General features: G+C 41.1%; 20 protein-coding genes. 8 read left to right on the top strand and 12 right to left on the bottom strand.

The window, feature by feature from the left end:
* Positions 1-95: 95 nt before the first annotated feature.
* Genes V7783_RS10590 through V7783_RS10580 form a run of 3 tightly spaced genes read right to left on the bottom strand, consistent with a single transcriptional unit; the run spans position 96 to position 1,924 of the window.
* Positions 96-722 (bottom strand): hypothetical protein, encoded by a 627-nt coding sequence (locus V7783_RS10590; RefSeq protein ID WP_335678678.1) that lies wholly within the window; start codon positions 720-722, stop codon positions 96-98.
* Complete coding sequence (locus tag V7783_RS10585) at positions 709-1,260, bottom strand: RNA polymerase sigma factor (protein WP_335678677.1); 552 nt, start codon at positions 1,258-1,260, stop codon at positions 709-711. Before V7783_RS10585 ends, V7783_RS10590 begins: the two co-directional genes overlap by 14 nt.
* A gap of 25 nt (positions 1,261-1,285) precedes the next feature.
* On the bottom strand, positions 1,286-1,924 hold the full coding sequence (locus V7783_RS10580; protein ID WP_335678676.1) for an energy transducer TonB: 639 nt from the start codon (positions 1,922-1,924) through the stop codon (positions 1,286-1,288).
* A gap of 152 nt (positions 1,925-2,076) precedes the next feature.
* Between V7783_RS10580 and V7783_RS10575 the strand changes: the two genes are divergently transcribed.
* The 5 genes from V7783_RS10575 (at position 2,077) to V7783_RS10555 (ending at position 5,055) form a co-directional block, all read left to right on the top strand.
* Positions 2,077-2,583 carry a DUF3087 domain-containing protein gene (locus tag V7783_RS10575; protein WP_335678675.1) on the top strand — a complete coding sequence of 169 codons (507 nt, stop codon included), beginning with the start codon at positions 2,077-2,079 and terminating at the stop codon, positions 2,581-2,583.
* Positions 2,584-2,665: 82 nt separating this feature from the next.
* Entirely contained in the window at positions 2,666-3,184 is a 519-nt protein-coding gene (locus V7783_RS10570; RefSeq protein ID WP_335678674.1) for a hypothetical protein, read from the top strand.
* Between the two features lie 105 nt (positions 3,185-3,289).
* Positions 3,290-3,505, top strand: a complete 216-nt coding sequence (locus V7783_RS10565) for a TIGR02450 family Trp-rich protein (RefSeq protein ID WP_064665786.1) — start codon at positions 3,290-3,292, stop codon at positions 3,503-3,505.
* 49 nt (positions 3,506-3,554) lie between these two features.
* Positions 3,555-4,007: a low molecular weight protein-tyrosine-phosphatase gene (locus V7783_RS10560; RefSeq protein ID WP_064665787.1), complete on the top strand. Its 453-nt coding sequence runs from the start codon at positions 3,555-3,557 to the stop codon at positions 4,005-4,007.
* Positions 4,008-4,017: 10 nt separating this feature from the next.
* Entirely contained in the window at positions 4,018-5,055 is a 1,038-nt protein-coding gene (locus V7783_RS10555) for an endonuclease/exonuclease/phosphatase family protein (protein ID WP_335678673.1), read from the top strand.
* A gap of 1 nt (position 5,056) precedes the next feature.
* On the opposite strand, the gene V7783_RS10550 is transcribed toward V7783_RS10555, so the two are convergent.
* Positions 5,057-5,641, bottom strand: a complete 585-nt coding sequence (locus V7783_RS10550) for a rhomboid family intramembrane serine protease (RefSeq protein WP_064665788.1) — start codon at positions 5,639-5,641, stop codon at positions 5,057-5,059.
* A gap of 105 nt (positions 5,642-5,746) precedes the next feature.
* A complete protein-coding gene (locus V7783_RS10545; RefSeq protein WP_335678672.1) occupies positions 5,747-6,430 on the bottom strand; it encodes a type 1 glutamine amidotransferase domain-containing protein in 684 nt (227 codons plus the stop codon).
* 143 nt (positions 6,431-6,573) lie between these two features.
* Here V7783_RS10545 and V7783_RS10540 point away from each other — a divergent pair, with 143 nt between their 5' ends.
* Positions 6,574-7,497 carry a LysR family transcriptional regulator gene (locus V7783_RS10540; RefSeq protein ID WP_335678671.1) on the top strand — a complete coding sequence of 308 codons (924 nt, stop codon included), beginning with the start codon at positions 6,574-6,576 and terminating at the stop codon, positions 7,495-7,497.
* A 26-nt stretch (positions 7,498-7,523) separates the two neighbouring features.
* Here the strand turns inward: V7783_RS10540 and V7783_RS10535 are convergent, their stop codons facing one another.
* The 6 genes from V7783_RS10535 to V7783_RS10510 all read right to left on the bottom strand — a co-directional run bounded on the left by V7783_RS10535 (position 7,524) and on the right by V7783_RS10510 (position 14,853).
* The gene (locus tag V7783_RS10535) at positions 7,524-8,258 is read right to left on the bottom strand and encodes a dienelactone hydrolase family protein (protein WP_335678670.1); all 735 of its coding nucleotides are present in this window, start codon (positions 8,256-8,258) and stop codon (positions 7,524-7,526) included.
* Positions 8,259-8,329: 71 nt separating this feature from the next.
* A complete protein-coding gene (locus tag V7783_RS10530) occupies positions 8,330-9,655 on the bottom strand; it encodes a glycerophosphodiester phosphodiesterase family protein (RefSeq protein ID WP_335678669.1) in 1,326 nt (441 codons plus the stop codon).
* Between the two features lie 69 nt (positions 9,656-9,724).
* A complete protein-coding gene (locus V7783_RS10525) occupies positions 9,725-10,570 on the bottom strand; it encodes a carboxylate/amino acid/amine transporter (RefSeq protein WP_335678668.1) in 846 nt (281 codons plus the stop codon).
* A 94-nt stretch (positions 10,571-10,664) separates the two neighbouring features.
* Positions 10,665-12,092: an amidohydrolase family protein gene (locus V7783_RS10520; RefSeq protein ID WP_335678667.1), complete on the bottom strand. Its 1,428-nt coding sequence runs from the start codon at positions 12,090-12,092 to the stop codon at positions 10,665-10,667.
* A gap of 159 nt (positions 12,093-12,251) precedes the next feature.
* Complete coding sequence (locus V7783_RS10515) at positions 12,252-14,384, bottom strand: M3 family metallopeptidase (RefSeq protein ID WP_335678666.1); 2,133 nt, start codon at positions 14,382-14,384, stop codon at positions 12,252-12,254.
* A gap of 259 nt (positions 14,385-14,643) precedes the next feature.
* Positions 14,644-14,853, bottom strand: coding sequence for a hypothetical protein (locus V7783_RS10510; RefSeq protein WP_064665796.1), 210 nt, complete (start codon positions 14,851-14,853; stop codon positions 14,644-14,646).
* A gap of 180 nt (positions 14,854-15,033) precedes the next feature.
* Here V7783_RS10510 and V7783_RS10505 point away from each other — a divergent pair, with 180 nt between their 5' ends.
* Positions 15,034-15,903: a mechanosensitive ion channel family protein gene (locus tag V7783_RS10505; RefSeq protein WP_335678665.1), complete on the top strand. Its 870-nt coding sequence runs from the start codon at positions 15,034-15,036 to the stop codon at positions 15,901-15,903.
* 50 nt (positions 15,904-15,953) lie between these two features.
* Here the strand turns inward: V7783_RS10505 and V7783_RS10500 are convergent, their stop codons facing one another.
* Complete coding sequence (locus tag V7783_RS10500) at positions 15,954-16,502, bottom strand: HdeD family acid-resistance protein (protein ID WP_335678664.1); 549 nt, start codon at positions 16,500-16,502, stop codon at positions 15,954-15,956.
* 195 nt (positions 16,503-16,697) lie between these two features.
* Between V7783_RS10500 and V7783_RS10495 the strand changes: the two genes are divergently transcribed.
* On the top strand, positions 16,698-18,401 hold the full coding sequence (locus V7783_RS10495) for a mechanosensitive ion channel family protein (RefSeq protein WP_335678663.1): 1,704 nt from the start codon (positions 16,698-16,700) through the stop codon (positions 18,399-18,401).
* Positions 18,402-18,664 lie beyond the last annotated feature (263 nt).

The raw sequence follows: 18,664 nt of genomic DNA, 5'->3' as shown, positions 1-18,664 counted from the left end.
TTCAAATACCTTGCTACATAATTCTATTTAGCTGAGCATGTACCTATTATAGTCATTGATACTGAGGATTTTACAAAGTATTAAGAGGCAGCTGATCACCCCCTACACACCTTAACCCCACCCCCAGCATGTTTAAGCGCGATGATCTGGCCTTGGCTGTTGTGGGCCATGGCGAGCATGTCGCCTTTTACAATATTGCTCTCTACGGCGTGTTTGGTTTTTAAGTCATTCAATAATGAGTCTTTTATTTGAATGAGTACTTCGCTGTGGCAGCTAGCGATGAACCAGTCGTTATCAACTTTTACCAATTGCCCGTATTCAATATAGCGCTGTTGATGTAGGCGCAGGTCGGCGGCGAGTTTGTCATCCAGTTGTTGTTTTTGGCTAGTGATTTCACTTGTATAACTGCCCGCATTATCTACTTGGTGAACCTCAATAAAGTGGTAATTGCCTTGCTGTGCGGCAAAGGTGTTGTTCAGTGTGTCGTGCTGCTCTGTGGTGATATCTGTTGTGGTAAACACGGTAAAGCCCAGTACCGCTAAAGCGCAGGCGAGGCCGGTCATTTGTAGGGGTAATAAAAAGCGGGTTGGCTTTTTATTTGGCTCTGTACGTTGTGCTTGCGTCAGCTCTGCGCGTTGCTCTGCACTGAGTGTGTGGCGTTTTTTGCGCTCGCTAAAGTGCTGGTTAAGTTGTTGCTCAAACTGCTCGTTATGCTTTTTCATGGTAGCCTCCTAATAATGTTTTTAAGTTTTGTTTTGCATAACGTAGCCGTGTTTTTACGGTTTCATGATTGCTTTGCGTGATCTGCTGTATGTCTTCAAGCGAAAAGCCTTCTTGCTGCAAGGTAAGGGCTTCGCGTTGTACAAAGCTCAGTTGCATTAAAGCGTGGTTAAAGCTGTCGTAATCAAAGCCTTGTTGTGTATTAGGTGCTGCAATTGCAGTATCGTCTTCTAATTCTACAAAACGCTGTTGTTTGCGATATTCATCAATCAACGCATTGCGAGCTAAGCGAAACAGCCAGGCTTTTGGGTTGTCTTGTGGTTGATAGTAATGGCGTTTTTCCATCACTTTTAACCACGTTTGTTGGCTTATGTCATAGGCGAGTTGCTCATTACTTTGCGTCACTAAATAATGATATAAGTCGTTACCGAACATGGTGACGAGCTTGGTTAAGTGGCGGTTGTCGCCACTTTTTGCGTAGTCAGCTAAGTGATCGTCACTTGGCTGACTAATAAACCATGATTTTAAGCTTGTAAGCATAGGCGCCCTTAGCGTTAGTGAACTTTTATTGCATTTGGTCTAACTTAAAATCAAGTTGTACACTTTGCCCCGTTTGCATTTGTGCTACGCCATCAATCACTTTTGGGCGGTATTTCCAGCGCTTTATTGCCCGCAGTGCTTCACGGTCGAATATCCGTTTTGGTTCTGCGTTAGTGACTTGTGCATCAATTACTTCACCGGTTTGAGATACATTAAAGCTCAATTGCACCCAGCCTTCAATACCATCTCGTGCGGCAATCGGCGGGTATTTAGGGTTAATACGAACGATTGGGGTCGCATCACCTGTAGGGCGCTGTAAGTTAGCTTGTATATCGCCACCTATTTTATCAATGCTTATGTCAGGCGTTATTGCGGTTTTTACTATATCGGTATCAGTGCTTGGCGGTGTACGCGGCGGCACTTTGGGTGGTGTTTGCATTTTAGGTGGCGGCGGCAGCGTTTGCTTTTGTTGCACTTTCGAGTCTTCAGGTGCTTGGAATATCTCTACAACGATGTTGTCACCATTGAAGCTTGGCGCGCGTTGCTCGCCGCTTATTAAATACTGCATAAATGCAAATGCAGCAAATGTCATGGCGGCACCACCAATAATAGCTGTTGATGTTTTTAAAGCATGATTGGTGTGTGGTAAAGCTACTGTTTGCATAAGCAAATCCTCTGTCATTTGTGGTGTATTTATCACTAAAACGTGCGGTAAATTAAAAAGGGGTGAAATATTTTTAAAAAGTTTCGTGTTTGCTTATGGGCATTGGTTACAATGGCGGCTGTGAATTTTGGTTTTTATTTTATTAGGCAGTTATGCAACTTATTCAAATTGATAAAGCTCGTTATCGTAAGCATTTAAACCGCGTTATTATCGGCTGTGGTTTAGCATTAGCAGCGGGCAGTTTAGCTATTTCGCAAACCTTAATTGCGCTGTTCCCTGATGAAAGTGGCAGCCATTTTCATTGGAATTTGTTTGGGGTAATAGTCACTAGTATCAGCATCGGCTGGGCGCTGAATAAATACCGCACGCATGATTACATGACAGAGGTGGTGTATGTGTGGGAGCTTAAACAAGCATTGAATAAAATCACCCGGAAAATGGCTAAGCTAAAAGCCGCAGGGCGCGAGGGCGACCCACAAGCATTACTGGCTATTCATTACAGTTATGCAGGTTCGCGATTATTGTGGCAGCTAGATGATAACACCATCACTATGGATGAATTAGCAGTTAAACAAGCGGAGCTTGATAGTGTGGCGGCGCAGTTTAATGTCACGCTAAATGCTGATGATTACGATGAGTCAATTTTAAAGCAGTACTAAAATAATTTTGATTACATTTGGCTCTTATATGTGTACATTTATATTACTTAAAAAACTGAAATAAAAAAGAAAAGGAAATTTCATGAAAGTAAACTCGTTTTGCTTAGCAAGCTTATTAACGTTATGTACATTTTCTGTTAGTGCCAATGATGTGAGTTTTTCAATCGGCGGAGGCTATCCCTACTTTGTTATACCTGAAGTCTCGTTATCGGCTAATGAAGGCACTCAAAGATGGTATGCCAATTATAAACTCGGTTTAAATGATGGTTTTTCGCTCGGTTTTGAGCACGCATTAACAGCTAATAAAAAGCATGCACTAGGTTTGGTCATAGGTGCTATAGGTATAAGGGATGATGAGCGTGAATGCGTCAAAACTGATGATGACAGTATTAGTGGCGAGGTGGGTAATATTATAGGCTGCGCAATAACAGATGCGTTTGATTATGAAACTACTAATGGTGCAGGCGTGAGTTATAGCTACCTTTTTCGTGGTTTAAATGAAGGTGGTTGGCGCGTTCGTTTTGAATTAGGCTATGGCGAAGGCATTGATAGTAATGAAAAACGCGCTGATGGGGGGATAAGCGTAAGCTACGAATTTTAATCCCTCGCTTAGATTTATAAAATAATCCTATCTAACATAAACTTAACCAGCACTATAAACGTATAATACAGTCAACTAACTTTAACTACATTTATAGTGCTGCTGATGAATAAAATAACGCCAAAAAAACTGCTCAACAGTAAATGGACTGCTGTTTCACCCGTTAATAAAGAAAAGCATTTTATCATTATAGAAATGGACTTTGATGAAGAGGGCGTTGTGATAAGCTGTGTGATTGAAGCCGTGATGTCTAAGCGCCAAGTTGCAATTAATTGGCAGGATTTAAAAGATCAGCAACGTTGGTTACAAGGCTGGCAATAACGAGCGTTTTCAGTAAAGCTTGAGGCATGAGCCTAACTAGGATTTAACAATGAAAAAAATATTGGTGGTGTGTTTAGGTAATATTTGTCGTTCACCAACGGCTGAAGCTGTGCTTCGTGCTAAAGCATTGCAACAAGGGGTTACCCTTGAAGTTGACTCCGCCGGTACGGCGGCTTACCACTGTGGCAATCCACCGGATAAACGCTCTCAAGCTGCTGCGTTAAAACGTAATTACAGTTTTAAAGGGATCCAAGCTCGACAAGTACAGCAACATGACTTTGAATATTTTGACTTGATTTTAGCGGCCGACAAACAAAACCTTGCAGACTTAATGGCGCAATGTCCTGCGCATTTACAGTACAAACTATCGCTGTTTCTAAGTTATGGCTCATCTGCAATTGATGAAATTCCCGATCCTTACTATGGCGGCGAGCAAGGTTTTGAGCAGGTACTCGATTTAATTGAAGATGCCTGTGATGAAATAATAAAGAGCCAGCACTGAACTTAAATTGATGCAAAATAGCCAATTAAAAATAGCCACATTTAACCTGTTTAATTACCTTGAGCCGCCAAATGCATTTTATGAATTTGAGCGTATTTATAGCGCGCAGCAGTGGGCTAAAAAACAGCGCTGGATTGTTGATTACCTCACGGAATATCAGCCTGATGTGATTGGCTTTCAAGAAGTATTCAGCATTGAGTCACTAAAAGCACTATTACATAAAGCCGGTTATCACTACTTTGCTGTGGTTGATGAACCGCAAGTGATTGACGAGTTTATTTATAAACGCCCTGTGGTGGCGATTGCTGCTCGCTTTGCAATCAATGAGGTGGTTGCCGTGCAACATGATGCGGAGCTTGCACAAGTAATAGGCCTTGGTGCTGACTTTACGTTTAGCCGTAAAGTACTCAGAGCCACTATCGCAATGCCGCACATTGGCGATGTAGATTGTTATGTGGTGCATTTTAAATCTAAGCGGCCGATGCTCGAAGTTGAACAAACCAGCCAGTTAGCGCCAGAGCAGAATATTATTGCGCACTTAAAAGCAGAGATTGCGGGTGGCTGGGGATCGACTATTCAGCGCGGCAGTGAAGCAGCGCTATTGATGCTGGAAATGATTAAACGCCGTGAAACGTCACAAAACCCTATGCTGCTAATGGGGGATTTTAATAACAATCTAACCGATGGTGTACTGAGCCATTTACTCACCGACTCATTGCGCTTTGCCCCTGCGTTTGATAGTAAAACTTACCTTGCAAAATATTGTTTAAATGATGCGTGGCAGCTGTTTGTAAAATTGCAAACTAGTATGCAAGAACCAGCAACACAAAATTTAATCCCTACGCCTACCCATTATTTTGGTGCTAGCAGCTCTGTCCTTGATTATATTTTGTTATCTTGTGAGTTTGATACAGAATACGACGACAGCTTTTATGAGGTCAGTGACTATCACACGTATGATCGTCACTTGATCAACCCTGAATTTGAGCGTGACGACCAAAGTACCGACCATGGCGTGGTGATGATCACTTTAACGCTGCGCTGTTGAATTATGATATTTTCTTATCTTTTTTCGCTAAATAGTAGCCAATAAGAATGCCTGCTAGTGCGCCAAAAAAGTGGCTTTCAAACGATACATGGGGGCGCTGAGGTAGTACACCCCAAATCAAACCGCTATATAAAAACAACACCACAACACTAATCGCGATGGCTTTAAATGAGCGATGCATAATACCGTAGCAAATTAAAAATCCCCATAAGCCATACAATACGCCGCTTAAACCAACGTGAATATTGCCGCGGCCAAATAGCCAAACTAGCAAGCCGCCAACCAGAGCGGTGAAAATAAATACGACCCAAAAGCGCTTTACACTGTATTGGCAGACTAGCCAGGCGAGTATTGCAAATGGTATTAAATTACTGATCAAATGTGCCCAGCCGCCATGTAAAAAAGGCGCGAAGAAAATACCGCTTAAGCCACTTAAGCTGCGCGGATAAATACCTAAGCCATTTAAGTTTATGCCCGGTAAGCTATTAATTACTTGTAGTAAGGTACACAGTAAAATAATGCCAATTATTGTAAAGCGTTTACTGGCCAGAGGAGGAATGCTTAAAGAACTTTTTTGGTTTGCCATACATAAGCTTAAATTGAAAATGGGGTTGCCAGAGTATACCTATCTTGCTACCAAAATGAAAAGCCTTACCCAGAGGGCAAGGCTTTGCTACACGCTAAATTGAGTTTAACCTAACTTAGTTAATAGTTTTTTAGCTGCAAGTTCAGAGCTGGCAGGGTTTTGACCGGTGATCAGTAAGCCATCTTCTAAAGCAAGGACACCCCAATCATCGGTTTTTTGATAATCGCCACCTTTTTTAATGAGCTCATCTTCAACCAGTAAAGGCACGATGTCAGTCAGTTGTACGGCATCTTCTTCACTATTGCTAAAACCGGTTACTTTTTTACCTGCAACCAGCGCTGTGCCATCTGGGTTTTTCGCATTTAAAAATACAGCGCTTGCGTGGCAAACACCCGCAACAGGCTTTTCTGTTTTGATAAAGTCTTCAATCAGTGCAATTGAGGCAGTATTGTCAACTAAATCCCACAGTGGTCCGTGGCCGCCTGGGTAAAATACGCCGTCAAAATCGCTGGCATTTACCTCACTAAGTACTTTGGTGTTGGCCATCAGGGTTTGAGCTGCGCTGTCGTTATCAAAACGTTTTGTGGCATCGGTTGCTGCATCAGGTGCCGCGCTGTTTGGATCAATCGGTGGTTGCCCGCCTTTTACTGATGCGAGTGTAACTTCGGCACCGGCATCAATAAATGCATAATATGGGGCGGCAAATTCTTCTACCCAAAAGCCCGTTTTATGACCTGTATCGCCAAGCTCTGCATGTGAGGTAAGAACCATAAGTATTTTTTTAGCCATAACCGTATTCCTTCTGATGAATTAAATTTTTAAGCGGGTCTGTAATTACTATATGCATTAAGCTAACTTTAAACAACGATGATAAATTTAACTTTATTGATTTAAAAATTGATACAATTGCGCGGTTGAATTAAGGAGGTGGCATGAAGGTATCGTTTGAACAGCTAAAAAGCATGGTAGTTTTTGCACAAATTGTTGAGCAAGGCAGTTTAACAGCGGCTGCAAAACAGCTTGGCTTGACCCGTGCTGTGGCAAGTTATCATTTAAAAAAGCTAGAAACCCAGCTTGAAGTAACCTTATTAAATCGCTCAACCCGTACCATGGCGTTAACAGAGGCGGGAATTGCCTACTATGAACGTTGTCGCGTGATCACTGAGCAAGCAAATGCTGCAAATCAACACATTGAGAACATTAAGAATGAGCCGCAAGGTTTGTTAAAAATTAGCTGCCCAGTGAATGTCGGTATGCAATTGATAGTGCCTGCAATCAATGATTTTAAACGTCAATACCCTAAAATAGACATTGACTTACAGCTCAGTGATGAAGTGATTGATATTATTAAAAATGGTTTTGACTTTGCGATCCGTGGTGTTGCCCTTACAGACTCAAATTTACAAGCCACTAAACTGACTACCATGAGCACCTGTATTTGTGGCTCGCCTGATTACTTTGCACATTTTGGCAAACCTAAAATACCAGAGCAGTTAAGTGAACATAAGTGGGTGGTGTATCAATTAGGCAGTAAAACACTAACCCTACAAAAAGACGGTAAAAAACACAGTTTAACTATGCAGGGTGGGTTAAGTACTAATAACGCCGCGGCACGCACAGCCTTTGTTGAAGCCGGGCATGGAATAGGGCGCATTCCACTTTATGATGCTTGGCCAAAAGTGCAAGCCGGGTTGTTAGCAACGGTATTAGATGATTACAAAAGTAAAGACATCGAACTATACGGGGTGTTTCCACCAGGCGGTGCGGGATCTAAAAAGCTGCGTTTATTTATTGATTACTTAAAAGATTATTTTATAAAAAAGCATACCGCTTTGGGTATGCTTAAAAGTAACTAACTTAGTCGCGCGAGCTTAAAACTCGCTTACAAAGTACGGCTAAATAACGCTACCGCTTGCTGATACATGGCAATAGCAAGGGCGGGGTCGTAACGCTCCCCTTCATCGCGCATAAACGCATGTTGCGCGTTTACTTCTTGCCATTGGTAGTTAATGCCCGTTGCAACAACCTGCTGATAGATTTTAGCGCGGCCTTCTTGTGGTACATGAGGGTCTTGCTTACCCCAAATAAAGTGAATTTCACCTTGAATATCAGCCATGCGTTCAAACGAGTTATTACCGGCTTGTGCAGGCAGTGTATCGCTATGAATATCGGTTGCGTATAAACAAAATGCGGCTTTAATCGCTGGGTTTAACGCTGCGCGATAAGCTAAGTGACCACCAATACAAACCCCCATAGACCCCACAGAGCCAGTGCAATACTCTTGCGTTTGGGCAAAGTCGATTAAGGCTTGCGTGTCGCTGTCGTGGGACTCAAGCGGTTTTGCCCATTTATCAGCGTTGCCTTTGTCTTTACCCGCGTCATCGTAGGCCAGCACAGTGCCAATTGGGTTTAGCTCATGAAACACCTCAGGTACCAGTACCACAAAGCCATGGCCGGCTAAAAGTGCCGCACTACGTGCTATTGGCGCGGTTTGTTGGAAAATTTCAGAGTAAAAAATTATTGCCGGAAATTGCCCGTCGGCTTGTGGGCGGTAAACAGTGGTGCGCATAGTGCCTGTTGGGGTAGGCAAGTCAGCGTTATGGTGTTGGATGATCATAAAAGCGCTCAATTAAATAGTATATAAAATATATGGTAACTGAGCGCGATAAAATAAACACGTCCTAAAGTTTAAATACTTGCAGGCATTTTATTACAGCTAGCATAGTAACTTACGGTTGCTGGCCAATCGGAAAATATGCCCATTACACCAACCTCTTGTGCTAAAACATCAACCACAGTGAACATATCGCCATCGTTATCTATAACATCACTAATAGACTGATAATAATAACCGCCACCTTCATTTAGAGGGCCAGAGCGTTCAAGGCTCCATGCAATAATATTAAGCCCTGCGGCTTTAGCATCTATGGCGTACTGCGAGGGCACTATATTGTTGTCGTTATCTATAGTCAGTAGCACCCAAATAGGGGGCGCTATAATTTTAACGCCATCAGTTGCGAGCTCTGCCATGCTTGGCTGCCATGTTGCTGCGTTATTAGGATCAAACCCTGCATTACTGTCGCGACCATCTAAATAAACACTTTGTGCTGCAAATTCAGGATTAGTGTTAATCCAATATTCTACGTCGGCTAGGTTAAATGATTGCGGATAAACATGGTTTGCGGGTACCTCCATTTGTGTGTATTCATCCAGCATTTTTTGCGCGTATTGTGTTTGGGTCATGCCATTAAAAGGCATGCTCACTTGAGGAGATTTAAGCTCAGGGGTCATTTTTACACCCAATTCTTTAAATAGTGCAATACTTTGTTTGTGAGTCATGAGTGTACCTGAGGTAGCGTATAAATCAGTGCGCCAACTCGGTGTACCCTTCATATAATCGCTAACATTCGTTGCATTGGTGTTCGCGCCATCCATTTTACCCTCAAGGGTTAAAAATTCAGCCAGGCTAATATCGCTAGTGCAACATTTAGCTGTAGCAGGTGTACCACTGTTAGGATCCGCTGGCGTAAATGGCACGCTGCATTTAGCGGCAAGTTCTGGGATCGCTAAAATATTAGTGGTGGTATGTAAATCACATTGTGAATGGCGACATACCAGCTCTTTATCATTTGTAAACGTCACATCGCACTCAACAATGCCCGCGCCCATTCGAGCTGCTGCAATGTAAGATTCTTGAGTATGCTCAGGGTATTGCATCGGTGCACCGCGATGACCAATTGAAAAATCAGTACGATAAAAAGGGCCGTCTTTGCATGATTCTAATTTTGTTTTTAGAGCGCTGGTAGTCATATCGTCAATTAAGTAGTCAGGACGAGCACCGAGTTGAATATTTGTACCTTGCGCTACTTCAACAATAACAGGGGTAGGAACTTTAACAATTTCAACTTCAGTGTTGGTGACAACCACTTCTTTTTCGACTATTTCTGTATCGTCAGCGCAGCCAGTGAGTGTAATTAATAATAAACAACTAGCTAGTATAGGTGTGTGTTTCATTGTTTGTCCCTAAAAATCAAAGTGGACGCTACCTTACTAATTATTAGTGACAGTTTCACTACAGAGTAATTAATTTACTCTTTTCGCCATTATTTGGTTTACCACTAATGCAAAAAGTATCACTCCCGCGCCAATACTTAATCTAAGTAGGTCTGCATTTCTATTCCAAATAAGCACATTAACAACAATGCCCGCAGGAATAAGCAAGTTGTTCATCACCGCCAGTGCGCCCACATTGACAATAGTTGCGCCTTTATTCCACATAAAATAGCCAATACCGGATGCCACAATTCCTAAATAAATCAGTATGCCCCATTGTGTTGACGTGCTAGGCAATTTGTTTGAATCACCAAATAAGACATAGCAGCTACTTGCAACAATGAGTGCGCCAATAAAAAACCAGCCAAATACAGTTTTATCATCAAGCTGCTTATCCAGCATTAAGCGTTTATAGGTTACTTGCCCTGTAGCAAAACTAATATTCGCGCCTTGTACCAGTAATAACCCGACTAAGAAGTTGCTGTCTAAGTTTTCATAGCGAATAGTAATGGCACCTAAGACGGCAATAAATGCGACGATAAAAAATTGTGGGTTAAATTGTTTGTTAAATGCATCGTTTAATAACGTGATGTAAAGCGGGGTCATTACGGTAAATAGCAGTACTTCAGGCACACTTAAGAACAAAAATGAGTGGTAGTAAAAGCTATACATAAGCCCGAGTTGTACTGCACCTATCAGCATGAGTTTGCACGCAAGTGGGGGAGGTGTTCGTTTTAAAAACGGTAAAAATAGCAGTGTGGCTAGGGCTACGCGAATTAATACACTAAACCAAGCATCAACTTGACCTGCTAAATATACGCCAATTAAACTAAATGAAAACGCCCATAATAGAGTGACGGCAAATAAGTAGCCCATAGTGTTGCTAACTCCAAACTAAAAACGCGAGTGTATACTACAACGAGCATTAAAGGGAGTGGCTCAGTGAAGTAACCTGAGCCCGTTGATTAATTTATTGTTGTGAACTAACAAATTGTTTGGCATCGGCTTTTAGCTGCTCAAGCGCGTGCTTGTTATAATAACGACTATGTGAAATAACCCCAGTTAGCTTTTGCGTGTTACGCACATCAAGCAATGGATTGGCAGTTAAGAAAATAATATCGGCAGTTTTACCTTTTGTCAGCTCACCAAATTGCTCACTTTTTCCTAAAAACTCTGGCCCAGCAAGGGTTGCTGATTGCAGTGTTTGCAGCGGCGTAAGGCCGTAGTCACTAAAAATAGCCAACTCTTGATGCAGCGATAAGCCAGGGTAAATATATGAATTTAAAAAGCCTGCATCGGTTCCGGCAATAATTGGCACACCGGCTTGTTGTGCCAGTGGTAATAACTGTGCGGTTTTTACAAAGCGCTCTTTACGTTGCTTAATTTGTGCTGGTGTGTCTTTATTAGCTCTATCGACACGCCATTGGTAAGTGGCTTTAAGCCCTTTACCAAGGTAATTTAAAAACTCATCATCTTGATGGTTATTTTCATCAATATAGGCGGTAATTTGCCCGCCAATTAAAGTAGGCACGACGGCGGTGTTATTTTTAGCTAATACGGCGTATTTATTTAAAGCCGTTTGAGTATCAATATGTGCGGTGATAATAGGTAACGCGCTGCGATAGCTTAATTCTTTAGAGGCCACTTTTGCAGATATTTCAGACTCGTTGCTCGCGGCCGCTTTTAATAAGTAGGTCATGTGCTCTATAGCATCCAAGCCTGCATTAGATACATCTGTAACCGATAACGAAAATGGAATATGCCCCGATATTTGATAACCACGTTTTTTCACTTCTTTCACGGCTTTTAAATACAGCTCAGGTGTTAATGCGCTATCGGTGATTTTGATAAAGTCGACATTCATAGCATCTAGGCTATCTATCGCAGCATTCATTTCCGCAACGGTTTCAACTTCTAAATCGCCAGGCCAAATTGAGTCTTTACCTTCAAGTTTTGGTCCTGAGGTATAAATTGTTGGGCCAACTAATTGATTACTATTTATTTGCGCTCGCCAACTTAGTACTGATCCACTCAAATCGGCTGCTGCATCACGCACAGTGGTAATACCGTATGCTAAATATAACGGTAGCAGTTGTTTGTTTTCTTCTATCAGCTCTTCACCGCCACCAAAATGTACGTGCATATCCCAAAGACCAGGCATCAGGAATTGATCATTGGCATCAATGTAGTTTTCAACAATATAGTTATTTTTAAGTGATTGGTTACTGCGCCCAATGATCACACCATCACGAATAGCAAGGGATTGGTCTGTACTCAATTGCCCTGTTTTTACATCAATAATCGTGGCATTAGCGATCACTATATCGGCGTACTCTGTTGGTTGAGTCGTGCATGCAGCTAGTGCTAAGCAGGTTGAAAATAAAAGTGTATGTTTCATATAGAAGCTCTGAATTAGTCGATCTGAATTTTTTATTCAGACTAGCACAGAGAAAATGATAGGGAGTTAATTTGAGTTAGAAGGTCAAAAACACAGGTTGATTGCGATAAAAAATGAGAGCCTATTGCGGGCTCTCATTATAGGTAAAATCAGTATATTTTATTCAACTAGACCACGGCGCTTAAGTAATGCGTCTGTAGTTGGCTTTTGACCACGGAACTCAATGTAGCTTTGCATTAAGTCGCGGCTGTTGCCTTTTGATAAAATTTCTTTACGGAAGCTATCGCCGTTTTCACGGGTTAAACCACCTTGCTCGGTCATGTGCGCAAAGGCATCGGCTGCAAATACTTCAGTCCAAAGGTACGCGTAGTAACCTGCTGAGTAACCACCGGCAAAAGTATGGCTAAAGTAGCAAGACTTATAACGTGGTGGTACTGGGTAATAGGCGATACCGTGTTTTTCAAGCGCTTCGTGCTCAAATTTTTGTACGTCGGTAATTTCAGTATCAGAGCCAAATGAGTGCCACTCCATATCAAGCAATGCCGCTGCTAAGTATTCTGTTGTACCAAAACCTTGGTTGAAGTTTTGTGACTCAAGTACTTTTGCTAGTAGCTCTTTTGGAATAGGCTCACCGGTTTTGTAGTGCTTAGCGTAGTTAGCAAGTACTGTTGGTTCTATGTTCCAATCTTCGTTTGCTTGTGAAGGGAACTCAACAAAGTCGCGCGCTGTTGCAGTACCAGCAAGGCTAGGGTATTTAACGTCTGAGAACAAACCGTGCGCCGCATGACCAAACTCATGGAACATAGTCGTTACTTCAGAGAAGGTCATTAATGTAGGTTGGCCATCTGCAGGCTTTGGAATATTCTGTGCGTTGTAAATTACAGGTTTTGTGCCTTTGAGGCCACTTTGACCCACGTATGAGCTCATCCAAGCACCGCCACGTTTACCTTCACGCGCATACGGGTCCATGTAGAATAAACCAATTGCGCTACCATCGGCGTTAAATACTTCAAATGCCATGACGTCTTCGTGATAAACCGGTAAATCTTTACGCTCTTTAAAGGTGATACCGTAAAGTTTCTCCATCGCGAAGAACATGCCGTCGTGGATCACTGATTGCATTTCAAAATAAGGCTTAACAAGTGCTGGGTCTAAGTCGTACTTAGCTTGACGAACTTTTTCTGAATAGAACGCCCAGTCCCACGGTTGCACTGCAAAGGTTTCACCCGATGCATCAATTACTTTTTGGATTTCAGCGGCTTCAGCTTTGGCTTTGTTTACAGCTTTTGGTGCAAGGTCATCCAAAATGCCGTACACGTTGTCAGTGGTTTTAGCCATACGCGTGGTCATTACATACGATGCCCAGTCTTTATAACCAAGTAACTCTGCTTTTTGCGCACGTAAATTAGTTTCTTTAATAATGATCGGGCCGTTAGTATTTTGTGCGCGGGTTGCTGACGCTTTAAAAATACGCTCACGTAATTTACGGTTTTCAAGGCTGCTTAAAATTGGCTGTTGCGTGGTGTTCACAAGGGTGATCATGTAGCCTTCTTTACCTGCTTTTTTAGCTGCAGCGGCTAGGCTGTCAATTTCACCCTCTGATAAACCCGCTAACTCGCTTTTATCAGTGACTAAGATCACATCTTCTTTAAATGATTTTAGAATGTTTTGCGAAAACTCAGTTGATAACTTAGCAAGCTCTGCGTTGATCTCGCGCATTTTGGTTTTTTGCGCTTCGTTAAGTTTTGCACCAGCGTTGACAAACTTAGTGTAGTAAAACTCAACCAGACGTTGGTCTTCAGCGTTTAGGCTTGCTTTGTTGTTATAAATGCTTTCAACACGTGCGAATAACGCTTTATTTAAGTAGATATCATCTGAATGAGCCGATAGTACCGGTGCCATTTTAGCGGCAATACGTTGGTATTCGCTGTCTGAAATCAAACCAGATAAGTTATAAAACGCTGTTGATACACGGTCAAGTAATTCGCCAGATAGCTCAAGCTCAACTAAGGTGTTTTTAAATGTTGCAGCAGCAGGGTTGTTAGCAATTGCTTCAATCTGTGCTTTTTGCTGTGCAATACCGGCGTCAAAAACTGGCTCGTAATCTTTAGTGCCAAATTTATCAAATTCTGGTGCCATGTACTGAAGTGGGCTTGGTTTCATTAATACATTATCAACATTAACTGTTTGTACTTGAGATGCTTGTGCAGATGAGTCTTCTGCTTGTTGTGAACTACAAGCAGATAATAGTAAAACACTAGCAATAGTGCTAGCGATGAGAGATTTGCGCATAAGAGCTCCAATAAAAAAATAAGCCTTTTAAGACAGGTAAGGCATTAAGCATCTTAACTTAGCAAATTTTAGATTATATACAATAAAGTTTATCGGTTTAATGAGGGGATTGAGCGCAAAAGGCAGGCTTTTCGGATAAAATATCGGAAAACTTGAAAATAGTAGCTAAAATATAATTATTAATATAAAAGCTACTGTTTGGTTGTTGTCATATTACTTAATGGGTAATTTACTAAATAGTTAATCATGCCCAGCAAAATTAGTTGTAACCTAATACAAACTTCTTTTCACTACCAAAGCTTGCTGGCTGCTGGTGGCCGAACTCTTTGTTAATTAAATTTAAAGTTTGCTCTTGCTCTGCAAGAACAGACAAAATTTTATTTCGGTAATCTAAGCTAGACTCAAATAGTTCTAGATCAACTAAAGGCTGCAAAGTAGCTAACTTTTGATTTAAGGTTAGTTGTGACATCGATCTCTCCTCACGCTTTATTTACCTTACAATATATTTATAGCATCAGTTGTAAGGAATTGTTAATAATTTATTCATAAAAAACATATTGAACTTTAACTTCTCCGTAAATGCCATTATGGCGTGCTAAACTTACTTAACCCTGAATAGGTGTCCCGTTTTATTTATTTTGGAAAAAGTATGACGTTAGAGTTAGTCTTTCAGTATTTATCGTATGTAATTTTTAGTTATAACAACATTGAAATTACCGTAGCTAAAGTTATTCAAGTCCCTTTGATACTTTTTGCAATGTGGTTTGTGGTTACTCGCATTGGCCGTTTAATTCGTAAAACATTGCTGGCGCGCAAAATGAACCCTGATGCGGTGTTGTTATTTACCCGTATCTATTTAGTATTAAGTATTGCGATATTAGTTTTTACTTCTTTAGAAGTGCTAAATATTCCACTGACAGCATTTGCTTTTGTATCTGGTGCCATCGCTATTGGGGTGGGTTTTGGTGCGCAAAATATTATTAATAACTTCATCAGTGGCTGGATCTTAATGTGGGAGCGGCCTATTCGTATTGGAGATTTTTTAGAAGTGGGGACTGCAAAAGGTGTGGTCGAAACAATAAACACTCGCTCTACGCGTATTCGCCGTAACGATGGTGTACATATGTTGATCCCAAACAGTCAATTACTTGAGAACACAGTAACTAATTGGACCTTGATAGATCGTAATGCGCGTTCTTCGGTCAGTGTTGGTGTTGCCTATGGCTCGGATGTACTGCTAGTTGAAAAGCTAATTAAACAAGTATTAAGTGAACACTCAGCAATCTTACCGACTCCAGCATATTCAGTATTATTTGATGACTTTGCTGACAGTTCATTAGTGTTCAATGCTATATTTTGGGTCTGTGCTGAATCAGAAACCATGTTACGCCAAGTGCGCAGTGATATTCGCTTTAGTATTTATAAAGTGTTTGCAGAACATAACGTCACGATTTCCTTCCCGCAGCGCGATATTCATATTGATGGTGAAATTGCCTTAACGCGACGATCATTAAAATAACTATAAAAGTCGTTTATTGCCAAGTGCAGTAAACGACTTTTTAGTTTGAGTTATTGTCGCTGTGCTAGTTTTTTAAGCTTTAACGAGAACAATACTATTAAAGCGCCAAAAATTACTGCGTAAGTAGCAACTAACCAAAGCAGGGTATGGATCCCTGCACTTGGGTTAAAAATTAAATATAAACCAAATAGTACCGACAGAGCGCCGGTAATAATCAAAAGCCATTCACCTGAAATTTCAGCTCGTAATTTTAGCGCAACAAAAATTTCAACTGCACCAATAGCAATAGCCCATGCAGCAACATAATAAAGTAATAGTATTGTGGTAACGTTTGGCGCAAACAGGGTAACAAGTCCTGCGAACACGGATAACACACCACCTACTAACAACCAGCGCCAGTAAGGATTATTTTGCTTAGAGTTCCAAGCAACCCAGACTCTCAGGATGCCATCGAACAAGAAATAGCCGGCAAAAAATAACAACATAATGCTCAGTGAAGCGCTTGGTGCAAACCAAGTGATCACGCCAAAAATAATCGCGATTAAGCCGCGTATAAAAAGTACCGACCAATTTTTTGAAAGTGTTGAGGTGAGATCCATCTTATTCCTTAGTGGTAGCGTAGAGCTCGCTTAGGTGTTTATAAGTTAGCGTGTGTTGGCAATGAGGTCAAACAGATTGCTGAGATGGGGAAAATTATCAGTAAAATTAATGTTATTAACTTTTAAATACGAGATATCGCTTTTATAGTTAATAATAGATAGGCACTTAGATCAAAACACACCAAGGAATTAATAATGGGTAAGCACTTTATTTCAATATTAAAACTAATTGGCTTGGCCATTTTATTTAGTTTTAGCCTCAGTTCATTTGCAGAGCCAGAAGTGACAGTAAAGTCTCTGATCGATAAAGAAAGCAAAGAGCAAGAGCAACATGCAGCAGCGCAAGAGAAAGGAGCCGAGGTAAAGCAAGCCTTAAAAACAACGGCAATCACCACAGCTGTAAAAGAACAGGGAGGTGAGCTTGATATTGACTCCTTGCCATTTGATGAGTTCCACCGCATCACCCCAAGTTCTGCTATGCAAGCGTATTTACGTGCGGCACGACAACGAGATTATGCCCTTGCTACAAATTATTTAGACTTCCGAAATTTGCCACCTGAAGTGAAAGCCATTGCTCCTGAGCTTTTAGCTGAGCAGCTTTCTTTGGTATTTGATCGGACACTGTGGATTGATATTGATACATTGAGTAAAAAGCCTGAGGGTAAAAAGAATGAGTCAGTACCCAGCTATCGAGATTTAGTGGCAGAGATCACCACATCACGAGGACCGGTACAAGTTTTATTACAACGTGTACCTGATGAGAAAGGCGAAAATAAAGTTTGGAAAATATCTAATGCAACAGTCAGTAAAATTCCATTTCTAGTTGAAGAGTTTGGTTATAACGCGGTGGGTGAGTGGTTGTATAACCATCTCCCTAAAGCAGAGTTACTTGGTGTAATGGTATGGCAGTGGGTTTACTTTGCTGGCTCATTTGCCGCCTTCTTTTTGATATCGGTATTGATTACACGTATTTTTGCGGCCATTTTACATCGCTTTAGAGCGAAAACCCCTGATGACGTATTATCCTTTATTAAAGGACCAATTTGTTTACTGTTGGCAGTATTATTAGCGCGATCATTGCATGACGTATCGAATGTAACAATTGCGGTCGTGGCGCTTGCCCAAGGCAGTACCGTATTGCTGATTGCATGGACTTGGGTATTTTTACGTAGTGTTGATATTGCAAAGCACCGTCTATCAGAGCGATTTATTGCACAAGAAAAGCCACAAGCTGTCTTTTTATTACGTCCGGCAAGTAATGTAATTAAAATGCTGATTGTGATCATTGCTGCTTTGCTGTGGTTTGAAAACTTAGGTTTTAGTGCCACAACCTTACTCGCTGGTTTAGGCATTGGTGGGTTAGCGATTGCATTAGCTGCACAAAAAACAGTTGAGAACATAATTGGCGCAATTACCTTATATGTATCTGCCCCTGTGCGTATTGGTAGTTTATGTAAGTTTGGTGCAAATGTCGGGACGATTGAAGAAATAGGTTTACGTGCTACTCGGATACGTACTTTAGATCGTTCAGTTATCTATGTTGCTAATGCAAAGTTTGTCGATATGCATTTAGAAAATATTTCAGAACGCGAGCGTATTGCTTTTAGACCTAATTTAATGCTCAGCGCACAAACTAAGCAAGTAGATTTACAATCCTTTATAAATGCGTGCAAGCAGTTATTAGATGACCATGAGCACATTTGTACAGATCCATGTAGAGTGAAGTTTAAAGGCTTTACGCCATGGGCATTACAGATAGATGTATTAAGTTATGTAAATACCACCGATTTTGCATTGTATATGGAAGTAATCGAGGAATTAAATATGGCAATCCTTGGATTACTTAATGAGCATAACTGTGAGTTGGCAAAGCCAGAGTTAGCTCAGTTAACTAGTTAGTCTACAGATAAAGTGAGGTTGATATATAAATGCGTATCAACCTCACTTATGTTGCTTGCCTACATTTACACCACAATAATTAACAGGACAAATGTCCGCATAAAATAAATATATTTGCATAAACACTGCAAAGTTCGCTTATCATGTCGCCATTTGTTGTAAAAAGTTTGTTTTATTGTACATATTTATGCAGCAAAACTGTCACACAATGCTATAATCTTCAGCGTTCATTCAGCCTCTTTACTTTGTTTTGCACTCTCGAC

Origin of the sequence: Pseudoalteromonas sp. (assembly GCF_036960685.1) — a bacterium.
Taxonomy (GTDB): Bacteria; Pseudomonadota; Gammaproteobacteria; order Enterobacterales; family Alteromonadaceae; genus Pseudoalteromonas.
The sequence above is the reverse complement of the archived record's forward strand: the minus strand, read 5'-3'. Positions and strand labels throughout refer to the sequence as shown.